Annotated in this window: 12 protein-coding genes; 8 read left to right on the forward strand and 4 right to left on the reverse strand. The window is 54.7% G+C overall.

Annotated elements, in window-relative coordinates:
- Positions 1 to 12 precede the first annotated feature (12 nt).
- Entirely contained in the window at positions 13 to 2,868 is a 2,856-nt protein-coding gene (locus BT114_RS05160) for a bifunctional diguanylate cyclase/phosphodiesterase (RefSeq protein WP_072325249.1), read from the reverse strand.
- 312 nt (positions 2,869 to 3,180) lie between these two features.
- On the opposite strand from BT114_RS05160, the gene BT114_RS05165 reads away from it, so the two are divergent.
- The 5 genes from BT114_RS05165 (at position 3,181) to BT114_RS05185 (ending at position 6,819) form a co-directional block, all read left to right on the forward strand.
- Complete coding sequence (locus tag BT114_RS05165) at positions 3,181 to 4,917, forward strand: DEAD/DEAH box helicase (protein ID WP_072325250.1); 1,737 nt, start codon at positions 3,181 to 3,183, stop codon at positions 4,915 to 4,917.
- 161 nt (positions 4,918 to 5,078) lie between these two features.
- Positions 5,079 to 5,276, forward strand: coding sequence for a (2Fe-2S)-binding protein (locus BT114_RS05170; protein WP_072325251.1), 198 nt, complete (start codon positions 5,079 to 5,081; stop codon positions 5,274 to 5,276).
- 140 nt (positions 5,277 to 5,416) lie between these two features.
- Positions 5,417 to 5,893, forward strand: coding sequence for a bacterioferritin (gene bfr, locus BT114_RS05175; RefSeq protein ID WP_072325252.1), 477 nt, complete (start codon positions 5,417 to 5,419; stop codon positions 5,891 to 5,893).
- Between the two features lie 2 nt (positions 5,894 to 5,895).
- Positions 5,896 to 6,363 (forward strand): bacterioferritin, encoded by a 468-nt coding sequence (gene bfr, locus BT114_RS05180; protein WP_072325253.1) that lies wholly within the window; start codon positions 5,896 to 5,898, stop codon positions 6,361 to 6,363.
- A gap of 87 nt (positions 6,364 to 6,450) precedes the next feature.
- Positions 6,451 to 6,819, forward strand: a complete 369-nt coding sequence (locus tag BT114_RS05185; RefSeq protein WP_072325254.1) for a DUF6164 family protein — start codon at positions 6,451 to 6,453, stop codon at positions 6,817 to 6,819.
- A 110-nt stretch (positions 6,820 to 6,929) separates the two neighbouring features.
- On the opposite strand, the gene BT114_RS05190 is transcribed toward BT114_RS05185, so the two are convergent.
- From BT114_RS05190 to BT114_RS05200, 3 genes are all read right to left on the reverse strand, one after another.
- A complete protein-coding gene (locus BT114_RS05190; protein WP_072325255.1) occupies positions 6,930 to 7,982 on the reverse strand; it encodes a ChuX/HutX family heme-like substrate-binding protein in 1,053 nt (350 codons plus the stop codon).
- Between the two features lie 216 nt (positions 7,983 to 8,198).
- Positions 8,199 to 8,381, reverse strand: a complete 183-nt coding sequence (gene hemP / locus BT114_RS05195) for a hemin uptake protein HemP (protein WP_072325256.1) — start codon at positions 8,379 to 8,381, stop codon at positions 8,199 to 8,201.
- 180 nt (positions 8,382 to 8,561) lie between these two features.
- Positions 8,562 to 10,523, reverse strand: a complete 1,962-nt coding sequence (locus BT114_RS05200) for a sensor domain-containing diguanylate cyclase (protein ID WP_072325257.1) — start codon at positions 10,521 to 10,523, stop codon at positions 8,562 to 8,564.
- Between the two features lie 111 nt (positions 10,524 to 10,634).
- On the opposite strand from BT114_RS05200, the gene BT114_RS05205 reads away from it, so the two are divergent.
- The 3 genes from BT114_RS05205 (at position 10,635) to BT114_RS05215 (ending at position 15,079) form a co-directional block, all read left to right on the forward strand.
- Positions 10,635 to 11,489 (forward strand): NAD-dependent protein deacetylase, encoded by an 855-nt coding sequence (locus BT114_RS05205; RefSeq protein ID WP_072325258.1) that lies wholly within the window; start codon positions 10,635 to 10,637, stop codon positions 11,487 to 11,489.
- Between the two features lie 76 nt (positions 11,490 to 11,565).
- Positions 11,566 to 13,194: a BCCT family transporter gene (locus BT114_RS05210; RefSeq protein WP_072325259.1), complete on the forward strand. Its 1,629-nt coding sequence runs from the start codon at positions 11,566 to 11,568 to the stop codon at positions 13,192 to 13,194.
- A gap of 34 nt (positions 13,195 to 13,228) precedes the next feature.
- On the forward strand, positions 13,229 to 15,079 hold the full coding sequence (locus BT114_RS05215) for a DUF294 nucleotidyltransferase-like domain-containing protein (protein ID WP_072325260.1): 1,851 nt from the start codon (positions 13,229 to 13,231) through the stop codon (positions 15,077 to 15,079).
- The last annotated feature ends 29 nt before the right edge of the window (positions 15,080 to 15,108 follow it).

Genomic DNA, 15,108 nt, shown 5'->3' on the forward strand with positions numbered 1-15,108 from the left:
ATCAGAAGTATTTCACACCGCGCGGGAAAGTACCGGTTGGGCCACTGGGCGTCCCAGCAGGTAACCCTGCACTGAATCACAGCCATGTTGTTTCAGAAATGCCTGCTGACTTGCATCCTCAACACCCTCTGCCAGTACTTCAATATCCAGGCTTTTGCCCAGTCCGATGATGGACAGAATGATGGCTTCATCCTTGGGGTTCTTGCCGATGTCACGGACAAAGCTGCGATCGATCTTGATACGATCCAGCGGCATGTATTTGAGGCGATCAAATGAAGAGTAGCCGGTGCCAAAGTCATCCAGTGCCAGGCGATAACCCGCCAGGCGCAAGGATTTCAGCTGTTTAAACGCAAAGTCCGGGTCCTGGTGCAGCAGGGTTTCAGTGATTTCCAGCTCCAGCAGGCGTCGGCTTAATCCATAAGCATCCACAATCAGGTTCAGTTGTTCAATAAAGTCGGATTGCAGCAACTGCAAGGGTGAAATATTTACGGCCACACACTGGGGTTGTTCACCCTGTTCCAGCCACTCCGCCAGTTGGCGGCAGGCCAGATCAATCACTTGCCAGCCCAGCGGGATGATCAGTTGGGTTTCCTCGGCCAGAGGAATAAATTGGTCAGGCGGGATCATGCCGCGATGGGGGTGCTGCCAGCGAACCAGGGCTTCCAGTCCACAAAGCTGTTGGTCATCCAGGCTGAATTGGGGTTGGTAGTGCAGCAGGATTTGTGGGGTGTTGACGGCCAGTCGCAGATCCTGCTCCAGCTCAAAGTTAAGCAGTGTTGCATCCGTCTGACTGGATTGATAAATCTCCATGCGATTTTTACCGCTGGCCTTGGCCTGGTGCAGGGCGGTATCAGCATTGCGCACCAGGCTATTGAAGTCGCGCCCTTGTGACGGACTGAATACCAGTCCAATACTGGCGGTCACCTGAAGCTGCATGCCATCCACCTGTAGCGGGCGGCAGGTGGATTTCAGCAGTTTCTCGGCCATTTCAATGGCTGGGTGGTGACGATCCTTGCCAGGCAAGTGCTGCAACAGGATGAACTCGTCGCCACCCATGCGATAGAGGGTGGCTGTTTCGTCCAGCTCCTGCATCCAGCGTGCGGCCAGTTCCACCAGCAGGTGATCACCGGTCAGGTGCCCAAGGCTGTCATTGATCAGCTTGAAACGGTCCAGATCAATAAACATCAGCGCCAGGTGACTGGTTTCCGGATTGGCCAGGCTGTTTTCCAGGTCATTTTCCAGCTTCATGCGGTTGGGCAGACCGGTCAGTGGGTCGTGCTGCGCCTGAAAAGCCAGATTGCGGGTTTGTTCGCTGACACGGTGTGCCAGGGTGGTTTCACGATTGTGCATGCCCAGAATCACCGCTGTGACCAGTGCACTGAATAACACCAGCAGACTCTGGAAAGGCAGTACATTGTTGCCTGGGCTGAGGGCCAGGTAGGTGGGTCCGGCGCTGATCTGGAAGTGCCAGATTTGCTGGGCAAAGTCAAAGTCAAAAGAGTGGCTGAGCAGGGAGGTGAAACGACTGTTGTCTGCCATGCCCTGCATGCGGGTATAAAAAGGTTGTGCCTGGCCGCTTTCAGTCAGCTCAACACGAATGCCCTGCAAATGGCTCAGTTCGATGGCGGCATCAATCATCCGGCTAACCGTGAACACACCCACCATAAAACCAACCAGTTGTTTTTCAGTGCTCAGCAGGCTGGAGTCATCAATCCGGGCGTTGAGGTAAACCGGTTGCAGGATCAGCAGGCCAGGCTCATCCGGCGCCTGGGTCAGATTCAGGATCTGGGTGGCAACAGCACGCCCGGTTTCCTGGGATTGCACAACCCAGCGTCGACGGTCCTCAATCGATAGCAGGTTAAAACCCAGAGCCGCAGTGTTGAGTTCCAGTGGTTCCACGTACTGCACCACCACCAGTGGGTCGTCCGGGTGAGGGGAGTCCCCATAAATGGCATAGTCCGGGCGGTTTAGCTCCAGTCGTGTTTCAGTTTCAAAACGCTGGCGCGCTGCGGGTAAAACGATGGGGTCCCAGGAGTAGGCGCGAATGGAGGGGTTGTTGGCGAAAATGGCGGAAGTGGCTTCGCGGAAGTCGGCGGCAGTCATGCCCTGCTGTTGAACAAACTGACGCTCCAGTTTTCCCAGATCCGCCAGGTTTTGATGGTAGAGGCGATTCAGGTTGGCGTGGAATACATCCATGTCGCGCTGGAAGGTGTTGCCCAACTGGTTGTTCAGCTGTAACAGATAAACCTGGTTGGTTAATAAAATGGCCAGCAGGGCACCAGTGAATAAATGAATCAGGCGAAAGTGGTGGGGGCGGCTGGTGTATTGACCGCGTCGGGTCAGTAGTGCCAAAGCCAGGGGCGTAATCAGAATGGCGCCAAAACTGTCGCCCAGCCACCAACTCAGCCAATCCTGAACCAGACCGGCACTGCCTTCCGGCTGGATCAGCAGGTTAAGTGCCAGGGTGCCGATGGTGGCGCTGATCATGCAGGCAGCAAAACCGGTCAGCAGAATAAAGCGTATGACGCGACCTTCTCCGCGAGCCGTCAGCGGGTTGCCGGTTTTATGCCGCACCAACCAGGTGCCAACCACTGCTTGCAGGAGTACACCACCGGAGATCAACACTGCAGCAGCCAGCTCGGCAGCATCAAAAGCAAAACTCCAGCCGCTGGGTTGGCCAAGATTAAAAATCAGGCTGCCTAACGCGGCACCGGGTAAAACACCGTAACCAAAGCGAATGCCGGCAGCCAGTGCCAGGCCGGCGGGAATCCATAAGGGGATGATCTGGGCGTGCAGACCGGTATGACTGACCAGCATGCCGGTCAGCAGATAAGCGAATGCCAGTAAAAATAGTGGGGCAAGGCGCAAGATCCATCCAGTCAAACGGACATCTCCACAAGCTGATAAATCACTTCAACCCTAGCGGTTATCTCGGAGCAGATTAACGCTTTATGTCGGTCAAAACCAGTGGATGCAACGGGTAAGCTGTCGAGTTTATTTTTCTGGCAACTGCTGGTGGATAATGCTGGTCATGGGTTCAACTGGCTGTTATACTCCGCGCTCTAAATTTCGGCACGCACCGTGAACGCGTGTTCCCTGCATTGGCTGTCGTTGCCCCTTCTTGTTGTGTATCGGGCCCGCGCCCGCCCCTGCGTTCCTCTAGTACCACAGGTATTATTAATGTCCAATGATGTGACTCTGCCCGCTTTTAACGAGCTGGGCCTTCCTGATTTTATTCTTTCTGCCATCGAGTACAACACGCCTTCCCCGATTCAGGCGCAAACCATTCCGCTGTTGCTGGAAGGCCATGACCTTTTAGGTCAGGCACAAACCGGTACCGGCAAAACGGCAGCCTTTTCTCTGCCGCTGCTGGCCCGACTGGATCTGAGCGCCAGGTTGCCTCAGGTGCTGGTGCTGGCACCTACTCGTGAGTTGGCCATGCAGGTGGCTGAATCCGTTGAAAAATATGGCGCCAACATGAAGGGCGTCAAGGTAGCCAACCTTTACGGTGGTGCTGAATATCGTGACCAGATTCGTGCGTTGCGCTCTGGAGCCCAGGTCGTTGTCGGTACCCCCGGCCGGGTTATGGACCACATGCGTCGTGGCAGCCTGGATCTGTCCGGTTTGCAGACACTGATCCTGGATGAAGCCGATGAAATGCTGCGTATGGGCTTTATTGATGACGTCGAGTGGATTCTGGAGCAGACCCCGGCGGAGCGTCAGGTGGTGCTGTTTTCGGCCACCATGCCGGAAGCCATCCGTCGTATTGCCCAGCGCCACCTGAAAGAACCTAAAGAAGTACGTATTGCTGCCAAGGCACGCACTGCTGATACTGTGCGCCAGCGCGTGTGGATGGTTGCCGGCCTGCCGAAACCTGAAGCCCTGACGCGTATTCTGGAAGCTGAAGCTGCGGATGGCGTGATCATTTTCACCCGCACCAAAGCCACCAGCGCAGATCTGGCAGACTTCCTGAATGGTCGCGGTTTTAAAGCCAGCGCCCTGCATGGTGACATGGCCCAGCAGCAGCGTGAGCAGGCGGTTGAGCGTCTGAAAAATGGTCAGCTGGATATTCTGGTGGCAACTGATGTGGCTGCCCGTGGTCTGGATGTTGAGCGTATCAGCCATGTTATCAACTATGATCCACCGCATGACAGTGAATCCTATGTTCACCGCATTGGCCGTACCGGCCGTGCCGGTCGTACCGGTGATGCCATCCTGTTTGTCGGCCAGCGTGAAAAACGCATGCTGTTCAACCTGGAGCGCAGCACAGGTCAGCGTATCGAGCCGATGGAGCTGCCGAAGGCGGAAGTGATTAATGCCAAGCGCAGCGAGAAATTCAAAGAGCAAGTGATTCATGCACTGCAAGCACGTGATCTGGATCTGTATGAAGCGCTGCTGAAAGAACTGCAGGCTGAAACTGATCAGGAGCCGCTGCGGATTGCTGCTGCACTGGCCAAGATGTTCCAGGGCAACACACCGCTGTGGGTTGAAGATGTGAAAGTGCGTGCACCGCGTGAGCGTGGCGCTCGTGAAGACTTTGGCAGTGAACGTCCGCGTCGTGATGCGCGTGGGGAAGGTCGTGGCGAAAGCCGTGGTCGCTCCCGTGAGCCTGAAGCCGGTATGAAGCGTTACCGCATGCCGATTGGTCGTTCACATGGTGTGAAGCCCGCCAATATTGTGGGCGCCATTGCCAATGAGGCCAACATTTCCAGCCGCAACATCGGTCGTATCGATATCCAGCAGGATTTCAGTACGGTTGATCTGCCGGAAGGCATGCCAAAAGCGGTATTCCAGGCACTGGCCAAGGTGCGCATTTGTGGTGTGCCGATGAGCCTGACCAGCAGCAATTTTGCCGGTCGTGCCGGTAATGATGAAGATGGTGGACGCCGTCCTCTGCGTCGTCGCACCAGCGCCTGATCACTTTCTTTCAAGTCATTCAGTGCCGAAAAACCCGCTGCCCCTGGCTGCGGGTTTTTTTATGGGTGTAGATATCAAATAATAATAATTTGCACTTGCATGGCGCTTTGCTCTGCGGTAATCTAATCGAGAAAGATTGGCATTCACAGGGGCAAGCTGATATGTACGTCTGCATCTGCAAAGGCATCACTGAGCAACAGATCCGCTCTTCAGTGGCGCAGGGTGCTTCCACCATGCGGGATCTTTATCGCCAGCTGGAAGTGGGTAGTCAGTGTGGCAAGTGTGTCTGTACTGCCCGTCAGGTCCTCAGTAGCAGCCAGATTGAATGTCCATCTTATGATGCAACTGCAGTGGCTTGAGCTGCTACCAGAATTGTTTCTGATCTTTTCTGCTTTGCCTTCATGGGCAAGGCAGGCTATCCTTTAGCCTGAATCTGCCAGCCAGCCATAGCATCGGCAAGCCCGCTCCCTTTCAACTTTGACGATTCAGGGTGCTTATCATGCAAGGCAACAAAGCCCTTATCGGGCAGCTTAACAAAGTACTGACGCTTGAGCTGACCTCCATCAACCAGTATTTTCTGCACGCTCGCATGTTTCGTAACTGGGGCTTTGAAAAGCTCAATCATGCAGCCTACAAAAAATCCATCAAGGACATGAAACAGGCTGATGAGCTGATCGAGCGCATCCTGTTTCTGGAAGGCCTTCCCAACCTGCAGCATCTGGAAAGACTGCGCATCGGTGAAAACACAGCAGAAATGCTGAAGTGTGATCATGAACTGCAGCAGGACTGCCTCAAGCTGTTGCGTGAAAGCATTGCCCTGTGTGAAAAGGAGCAGGACTACATCAGTCGTCACCTGCTGGAAGAAATCCTTGAAGATGAAGAAGAATACCTGGACTGGCTGGAAACCCAGCAGTACCAGATCAAGGAAATGGGCATTGAAAACTACCTGCAGGCTGCAATCGGATCGGGAGACTGAACATGAAAGGCAGTAAAAAAGTCATTCAGGCATTAAACAAGCTGCTGGCTGGTGAACTGACCGCCATGGACCAGTATTTTATCCATTCCCGCATGTATCAGGATTGGGGGTTGAGCAAACTTTATGAGCGCATTGATCATGAGTTTGATGATGAAAAACAACATGCCGCCCAGTTGATTGAGCGCATTCTGTTCCTTGAAGGCGTGCCGGATATGGTGACCCGTGAGCCGGTCAAGATCGGTAAAGACGTCAAGGAAATGTTGACCAATGACCTGCAGTTGGAGTATGACGTCACAGAAGCGCTGAAAGAAGTGATTGCCCTGTGTGAAAAAGAGCAGGATTACCAGACCCGTGAAATCCTGCGCCAGATGCTGGATGACACGGAAATGGATCATGCCTATTGGCTGGAGAAACAGCTGGGATTGATTGAGCGCATTGGCATCAAGAATTACCTGCAGTCGCAGATGTAAGTCTGCGATTGATCCTGTGTAAGTCTGAAATAGAACCTGGCCCTGCATGCTGGATGGATGCAGGGCTTTTTATCAAGTGGAGAGAATATGTCGGTTTTGCTGTTTCGTATTGGTCATCACGTACCGGACGACGAGTTACATGAAGTGCGTCAACTCTTGACGGATCATGGTATCGACTTTTACGAAACCACTGCTGGTGTCTGGCAAGTGGGGCTGGCTGGTATCTGGCTGCATGATCCGGCGCAGGAAAATCAGGCTCGTGAGTTGCTGGACAACTACCAGCAGCAGCGCTCACTGCAGGCACGTGAACAGCAGGCAGAGCTTGAGGCCAACGGCAAGGCACCGGATTTTCTGGGCCAACTGAAAACCCGGCCTTTGCGGCTGTTGGGTGTGGTGCTGGGCCTGGTATTGATCCTACTGGTCAGCCTGATTCCGGTGTTCTGGTTGCTGCCCTGAATCAGGGGGCAGCCGGAACCAGCAAGGGAGTCACACTGCTCAGTAACAGGGCAATGGCAACCAGTTGAAACCAGAGTTTTCCAAACATGGTGTGTTCCTCCTGTCCGCAATTATCCAAGGCTGTTCATTAATTCCCGCAAACGCAGGTTTTCAGCTTTCCCCGGTGCTGTGGCACCCTGGATCTGCAGCAGCATTTCCCCTTGGGCACCAAAAATTTCCAGCGAGCTGATCCAGGCATCCCCTCTGGGTTTACGGGTCACAAAAGCAAATTCAAACTGGCCCGGATCCAGTTGGGCATGGCCTTGCGGCCACAGCAGCTCAAGCTTGTTCTGCTCCAGTCGGGGGGCAATAACCGCCTGGCGACAGGTTTGTACACAGCCGGGACTAATCATTGACAGGCTCAGCGGCAGTTCCAGCAGGGCGGCTTGCTGGATCAACTGTTCAAAGCTGTCCAGTGAAACTGAACGAGCCAGTTTTGGCCCCAGACAACAGAGGGCGGAAAAGTAGGTGGTGTGATGACGCTTTAACAACTGGGGTAATTGTTCCGGCCCGGCCATATTGCGCCATTCCTTTTCCAGCAGCTCCAGGTCATGAGGCATCGGGTGCTCGGCTGGGTGATGATGGGGCTGCTCAAACAGGGGTTTGTGACTGGCACTGCCTTCTGCGTACTGGTTGAGCAACTCCTGCCAGGCGGACTCACTGGTTTCTGCGGTTTTGCGAATGGCTAAAAACAGGCGGCCCTGGCGGGTGAAAAACTCCAGTTTGTCATCTGCTGCGCAGCCCCAGTACCAGTGCTCCAGGCGCAGTTTCAGGTGCAAACCGGAAGTCAGGAACTGAATGCCCAGCTGATGGGGATTATCCAGACACAGGTCCGGCGCAGAAAAACACCCGCGATGCTGCACTTGTCCCAGGTCATTGTAGGCGGTGACAGCCACTTCACCCAGGAAGCTCAACTGGTAAAAAACCGAGAAAACGTCGCGCAGTGGACGCACATCCTCATTGCCGATTCTGGCCGCCTGCAGATCACCCTCGCTGGCATTCAGCAGGCGTGCCCAATCCCTCAGATTGCCACGTGGCTGAGCCTGACGCACCCCCTGTAATGCTTTATACAACAGTCCTGAAAGTCCGGTTCCGGTTGCAGGGAAATTCACCAATGCATTCATATTCTGTGCTCCTGATGTCAGATGCTGAATGAGCGGTGCGCTGGCTGGCTGAATCCTGGCTTGCGGGCACTCGATAGAAAACAATAATCATTATCATTAAAGCAATGTCAGGCGTCAAGTACTCTGGAAGCAGATAAAAAGCACTGACCATGTAGAAGGGTCAGTGCCTGATAGAGGAAGGCTGGAATATCTGATGGTGGCTAGCTGAAGCGGTGGTTACTTGGTCAGGATCAGTTTGCCGCGATGGGTGATGCGCAGGGTGTAGGTTTCACCCTGGTGCAGAATCTGCAGCTGGCGACAGGCACCGAACAGCTGGTTGCTGGAGATGCAAGGGGTGTCTGGATCGGTATTTTTTGTGGCTGCATCTGATGCCAGCGGGTGTTCGGGTGTTTTGTTCATCGCAACCTGATGTTGTCGGTGAGTACTGATGTTTAATGAATCTTAATACAAGTCTAATGATAAATAAGAAGTATTGTCAATTGCATCATGTCATGAAAAAGTCATCATTAGTTGACCTGCTTGTGTGGTCAGTTCATGGATGTGGTGTGGTGATGTGAAGTGCTGGCCTGCAGTGGTGGATCAGTCAGCAAGGATGATGCAGTTGCGCCCGGCGGCTTTGGCTGCATAACAGGCTTCGTCTGCGCGTTTGATCAGCGCAGTGACGTGGCTGTCATCGGGCAGGAAATCGCTGATGCCAATGCTGGTGGTGACCCGGTATTGTTCTGAGCCGCTGATGACCAGTTGTTCAACCGCCTGGCGGATACTTTCAGCAATGACTTCAGCCTGATGCTTGTCACAGTCCTTGAGCAGCAGGGCAAATTCATCTCCACCCTGCCGAGCGGGGGTACCCTGTTGACCGGCCTGCTGGCGCAGGATGTCTGCAATGCCCTGTAGCCACAGATCGCCCATGTCATGGCCCAGGTTGTCATTCACCGGTTTGAAGTGATCCAGGTCGATCAACAGCAGTGCAGATTGTTGCTGGTGCTCCTGCCAGCGCTGCAGGGCTGCATCCATAACCTGATCAAAGCCGCGTCGGTTCAGCAGGTGGGTCAGCCCATCATGCAGTGCTGCCCAGCGATGCTTCTCTTCCTGGTTTTTGCGTTCGGTGATATCGCGGAAGGTGTTGATATAACCCTGGTATTGTCCGGCCTCATTTTTGATTGGAGAGGCATGGCTTTCCAGCCAGATTTGTTGTCCATCAGCACGGATGCAGCGGTACTGGTTTTCAAAACTGCGGTGATGGGCAATGGCCTGAAGGCGGGATTCCAGTAACGCATCACGATCATCCGGGTGAATGCTCTCCTGCCAGCGTTTGCCGCGCAGGGATTCTGCAGCATAACCAGTCATGCTTTGCAGTGCCTGATTGACATAAATCACATCACCGATCAGGTCAGACAGTGCAATGCCGGATGGTGATGAATCGAGCACTGCATCAAGATAAGCCTGACGGCGCACCAGATCATTGCGGTTACGCTCCAGCGAGCGCAATAAGGCATTGAATCGGGTGGCGACTGAACGGAGTTCACTCAGCGGGGTGTTGGCTTTCAGTCGTTCCTGTTCACCTCGGGTGATGGCATCAATTTGTATGGCAAAACGGCGTACCGGCTGCAGCAGCATTTGCAGAAATAACCAGAGGGTTGGCAGGCTGATCAGCAGTACACCACCACCAATCAGCCACAGTATCCACCAGAGGCGATCAAAAGCAGCATAGGCTTCCTGCTCGGGCAGATAAACACCAACAATCCAGTCGGGTAGCCAGAGCTGGCGATAGGCCTGCAGGGCTTGTGTGCCATCCAGCATCTGTCCTTCAGCCGCGCCTTCCCAACCCAGGGTGGCCAGTGCAATCCAGGGGTTGACTTCCGCGCCTGGCAAAGGACGGAGAATCAGTTCCGGGTTGCGGTGAACCAGAATGGTGCCGGAGGCTGTACCCAGCCCTGCAAAGCCCTCTTGTCCCAGGCGCAAGCGTTGTAACCGACCTAAAAAGTTGTCGCCGAGCACACGCACCATGCCACCGACCATGCCCTGAAACTGCAGCTCATCATCCACCAGTGGCACTGCAAACATGACCAGGGGTTCGTTGGTGACCAGACCGGTGAAGGGTTCACTGACATAACTGCGCCGGGTGTGCAGCAGGTGTTGAAAGTACTCCCTTTGAGCAACATTCAGTCCCAGGCGACCTTCTGTCGGCCATTCACCTACAAGGGTGCCATCACGATTGATCACCACCAGGGCATCAAAGTAGGCCAGCAGGCCGGTGTTATAAGTCAGTAATTGTTGCAGTGAGGCTTCCGGTGCAGGAGGTAGGGGGGCATCGATCTGTCCACGCAAACCGCTCAGGGCCTGCAGGCGTTTTTCAACATCCTGTTCGATGTCACGGGCAATCAGTTCGGCCTGGTATTCCATGTGGGTGAACAAGGTTTCGCGGGTGATGTCCCGTCCCAGATACCAGGATGAGCCCAGCAAGGCTACAACCAGCAGCACCCAGCCAGAGCCGAGGCTGATCATCAGGCGTGCATGGAGTGAGCCGTACCAGCGCTTCATGATTTATCCTTACCCTATCAGGCCGGTGGAACCTTGTCTGGCCACTGCAGGTCATTTGTTTTTAGTCTTTACCTGCGAGTAAGTCTAACAGTTTTCAGGAGTAACAGGCATTTGGACAAACTTAATGCTTCATTTCATCAACTGGTGGATTTTGTCACCGGGCATCATAAACTGCTGGTGCTGACCGGTGCCGGTGTCAGCACTGACAGTGGTATTCCGGACTATCGTGATGAGCTGGGGCAGTGGAAGCGTAATCCACCGGTGCAGCATGGCGATTTCATGTCGCAACTGCTCACCCGGCAGCGTTACTGGGCCAGAGCCCTGGCGGGTTTTCCGCTGATGCAGCAGGCACAACCCGGCATGGCACACCAGGCCCTGGCGGCATTGGAAAAGCAGGGCCTGGTGCATCACCTGATCACCCAGAATGTGGACCGGTTGCACCAGAAGGCAGGTTCCCAAAAGGTCACGGATCTGCATGGCCGCGCCGACACCGTCAGTTGTCAGGCGTGTGGTTATCGTTTGATGCGTTATGCCTTTCATCAACACCTGGAACGACTGAATCCGGCTTTTGTATCCCATCAGTCAGTGGCACCTGCGCCGGATGGGGATGCAGATCTGGAGCGGCAGGACTTTCATCACTTTCAGGTGGTGGATTGCCCGCGTTGTCGAGGCATCATTAAACCGGATGTGGTGTTTTTTGGTGATCTGGTGCCAAAGGCCATTCGACAGGCTGCTGATCAGGCCTTGCAGGAGGCGGATGCTTTGCTGGTGGTGGGTTCTTCACTGATGGTTTATTCCGGTTATCGCTTCTGCCAGCAAGCCAGTAAAGCCGGTAAGCCGGTTGCAGCCCTGAATCTGGGGAAAACCCGGGCTGATCCCCTGTTAAGCCTGAAAGTAACGGCTTCGGTGGGACAGGTTTTGCAGGCTTTGTCCGCCACGCTGTGTGGCGAAATTGCAGGTAATTGATTTTCAAAGGTTTCGATATTGGAGTTGAGCTGCTAGGATCTTTATGTTGACCATAACCTGACCTGGAGGATAACCAATGGCGGATGACAAAGATCCCATGCAGCCAGATGGGGAAGTCAATCCCATCGATACTGACTATCAGATCGGTCAGGATAATATCGAAATTCAGGTAGGTCCTTTTGGTCTGGATATTCACAACCGGGTGTTTGCCATTTCCGGTCTGTCAGTGATTGCTTTTGTGTTGCTGACGCTGATCTTCCAGAGTCAGGTGGAGCCTCTTTTCGGCAGCTTGCGTGGCTGGCTGACATCCAATCTCGACTGGTTTTTCATCAGTGCCGCCAATATTTTTGTGCTGCTGTGCCTGTTCCTGATTTTTTCTCCGCTGGGGCGAGTGCGGCTTGGCGGTACTGAAGCCACACCGGACTTTTCTTATCTGGGCTGGTTTTCCATGCTGTTTGCGGCGGGCATGGGTATTGGTCTGATGTTTTTTGGTGTATCCGAGCCCCTGTCCCATTTTTCCAGTGCTTATGGCGGCACCAGTATGGATGGTGGTGTGCGTACCGATTGGGCGCCTCTGGGCGCAGCGGCCGGTGATGCACTGGCAGCAGAACGCCTGGGCATGGCCGCCACCATCTATCACTGGGCACTGCATCCCTGGGCGATTTATGCGGTGCTGGCGCTGGGTCTGGCGTTGTTTTCCTTTAACAAGGGTTTGCCCCTGACCATTCGTTCGATTTTTTATCCGCTGCTGGGTGAGCGGGTCTGGGGCTGGCCAGGCCATGTGATCGATATTCTTGCGGTGCTGGCAACCCTGTTTGGTCTGGCCACCTCACTGGGTCTGGGTGCATCTCAGGCGGCTGCCGGTCTGAACTTTCTGTTTGGTTTGCCGGAAGGCACCACCATGGAAGTGCTGCTGGTGATTGCCATCACGCTGATTGCGCTGGTGTCTGTGGTTGCCGGGCTGGAAGCAGGGGTCAAGCGCCTGTCCGAGATCAATATGGTGCTGGCGGCCTTGCTGCTGTTGTTTGTAATCCTTGTCGGGCCAACACTGGCCATCATGACCGGCTTTTTTGCCAATCTGGTGGCTTATCTGCAGCATTTGCCCGCACTGGCCAATCCGGTGGGGCGTGAGGATGCCAACTTTGCCCAGGGCTGGACAGCCTTCTACTGGGCCTGGTGGATTTCCTGGTCACCCTTTGTTGGTATGTTCATTGCGCGGGTGTCCCGTGGTCGCACCGTGCGAGAGTTCCTGATTTCCGTGCTGCTGATTCCTTCAACGGCCTGTGTGTTGTGGATGAGCGTGTTTGGCGGCACCGCCATCAGCCAGTTGCTGGGTGGTTATGATGCCTTGACGGATGCCGCCTTGCCGCTGCAGTTGTTCACCATGCTGGATGCCCTGCCGATTGCCCAGATCACCTCTTTTGTGGCAATCATTCTGGTGGTGGTGTTTTTCATCACCTCATCGGATTCCGGCTCGCTGGTGATTGATACCATTGCTGCCGGTGGCAAGGTGAATGCTCCCACACCACAGCGGGTTTTCTGGTGCACCTTTGAAGGTCTGGTGGCGATAGCGCTGATTCTCGGTGGTGGCCTGGTTGCATTGCAGGCCATGGCGGTGTCGGCTGGCTTCCCCTTCACACTGGTGCTGCTGATGTCTTGTGTGGCCCTGATCAAGGGCTTGTCCAGCGAACCGAAATCCGTTTGATGCGCTTGCTACCTGTTGCTGCAAGGGGGTGTTGATGGAAGTGGAAGTCACTGAAGTACTGGACTTTCTGCAGCAGCACCCACCTTTCAGTGAGCTGCCACTGGAGGTGTTGCAGGAGGTGGCCAGCCAGATAGAGGTGGGTTATTTCCGCGCCGGTACCCGCATCCTGGAGTTCGGTCAGCCGATTGATGCCCTGCATCTGATCCGCAGTGGTTCAGTGGAGGTGTATCGGCGCAGTGGTGAGCTTTACAACCGCCTCAGTGAAGGCGGTTTTTTCGGTGAGTTCGGTCTGCTGCGTCAGGGGCGGGTGCGTTTTCCGGTTTCAGCGCTGGAAGATACGCTGGTGTATTTCATACCCGAAGCCATTTTCCTGCACCTGTTTGAAGCGCATGAAAGTTTTGCGGATGCCGTGGAAGTGGAAGACCGCACCCGGCTGCGTCAGGCGGTGGCGCGCCGTGAAGATGCCAATGAGTTGCTCACCGCTCGGGTGGACACCCTGATCAGTCGTGAACCCGTCACCCTGGATCAACAGGCCAGTGTGCATGAGGCTGCGGTATTGATGACACAGCAGGGTGTTTCCTGTCTGTTGATCACTGATCAGGACCGTTCATTGCCGGTGGGAATCATCACCGACAAGGATCTGCGCATGCGGGTTCTGGCGGCTGGCCTTGATGTACAGGCTCCGGTGCAGCAGATCATGACACCAGAGCCGGTGACCATTCAGCACAGCCAGCTGGTGTTTGAAGCCATGCTGTTGATGCTGCGATCCAATCTGCACCATTTGCCAGTGGTCAGAAAAGGCCAGTTGCTGGGTGTGATTGCCCTGTCTGATATCATTCGTTACGAGTCACAGAACAGTCTGTTTGTGGTTGGCAGCATCTTTCGCCAGAACAGTGTGGAAGAGTTGCAGGCACTGGTGCCGGATGTGCGTGCCAGTTTTCTGCGCATGGTCAATGAAGATGCCAACTCGCGCATGATCGGCACCGCCATGGCGGTGATCGGCCGCAGCTTCAAACAGCGGCTGCTGGAGCTGGCAGAAGCTGAGCTGGGCCCACCACCGATTCCTTATTGTTTTCTGGCGCTGGGTTCCATGGCCCGTGAAGAGCAGACCCTGGTCACGGATCAGGATAATGCCCTGGTGCTGCATGACAGCTTTGATCCGCAGCGCCACGATGCCTATTTCAGCCAGTTGGCCGAGTTTGTCTGTCAGGGTCTGGCAGCTTGTGGCTACACCCTCTGCAAGGGTGACATCATGGCCACCAATTCGCGCTGGCGGCAACCCTTGCGAGTCTGGCAGCAGTATTTCAGTGACTGGATTGATAAACCAACACCGGAAACCCTGCTGAACAGTTCGATCTTTTTTGATCTGGATGGTGTCTGGGGGCAGCTGCAGTGGGCCGATCAGTTGAATGATCTGATTCTACGCAAGGCCAGGCAGCGTCCGCGTTTTCTGGCCTGTATGGCGCGCAATGCCCTGAATCGCACACCACCGCTGGGTTTTTTCAAGGACTTTGTGATGGAAAAGGATGGCCGCCAGAACAACTCGATCAATACCAAACGGCGAGGAACCGCACCGGTGGCTGATCTGATCCGGGTGCATGCACTGGCGGTGGGTTCATCGGCACGCAATTCCTTTGAGCGACTGGAAGACATCATTCAAGCCGGCATTCTGCCGAGTGGCCGGGGGCAGGACTTGCGGGATGCACTGGAATTGATTTCCATGGTGCGCATTCGTCATCAGGCACTGGCATTGCGGGAAGGGCAGGAGCCGGACAACAACGTGGCACCGGAGCAGCTGTCTGATTTTGAACGCAAGAATCTCAAGGATGCCTTCCAGATTCTCAGTCATGCCCAGAAATACCTGAAATTCCGTTATCCGCTGTAAGCTGCTGTTTGTGGTGTTTTGTCTGTGAT

Origin of the sequence: Marinospirillum alkaliphilum DSM 21637, from assembly GCF_900119735.1 — a bacterium.
Taxonomy (GTDB): Bacteria; Pseudomonadota; Gammaproteobacteria; order Pseudomonadales; family Halomonadaceae; genus Marinospirillum; species Marinospirillum alkaliphilum.

Bases quoted from the DNA above. Each gene is read 5' to 3' on its own strand.
- BT114_RS05165 (WP_072325250.1), top strand. From the start codon at position 3,181: ATGTCCAATGATGTGACTCTGCCCGCTTTTAACGAGCTGGGCCTTCCT.
- BT114_RS05170 (WP_072325251.1), top strand. From the start codon at position 5,079: ATGTACGTCTGCATCTGCAAAGGCATCACTGAGCAACAGATCCGCTCT.
- bfr (WP_072325252.1), top strand. From the start codon at position 5,417: ATGCAAGGCAACAAAGCCCTTATCGGGCAGCTTAACAAAGTACTGACG.
- bfr (WP_072325253.1), top strand. From the start codon at position 5,896: ATGAAAGGCAGTAAAAAAGTCATTCAGGCATTAAACAAGCTGCTGGCT.
- BT114_RS05185 (WP_072325254.1), top strand. From the start codon at position 6,451: ATGTCGGTTTTGCTGTTTCGTATTGGTCATCACGTACCGGACGACGAG.
- BT114_RS05190 (WP_072325255.1), bottom strand. From the start codon at position 7,982: ATGAATGCATTGGTGAATTTCCCTGCAACCGGAACCGGACTTTCAGGA.
- hemP (WP_072325256.1), bottom strand. From the start codon at position 8,381: ATGAACAAAACACCCGAACACCCGCTGGCATCAGATGCAGCCACAAAA.
- BT114_RS05200 (WP_072325257.1), bottom strand. From the start codon at position 10,523: ATGAAGCGCTGGTACGGCTCACTCCATGCACGCCTGATGATCAGCCTC.
- BT114_RS05210 (WP_072325259.1), top strand. From the start codon at position 11,566: ATGGCGGATGACAAAGATCCCATGCAGCCAGATGGGGAAGTCAATCCC.
- BT114_RS05215 (WP_072325260.1), top strand. From the start codon at position 13,229: ATGGAAGTGGAAGTCACTGAAGTACTGGACTTTCTGCAGCAGCACCCA.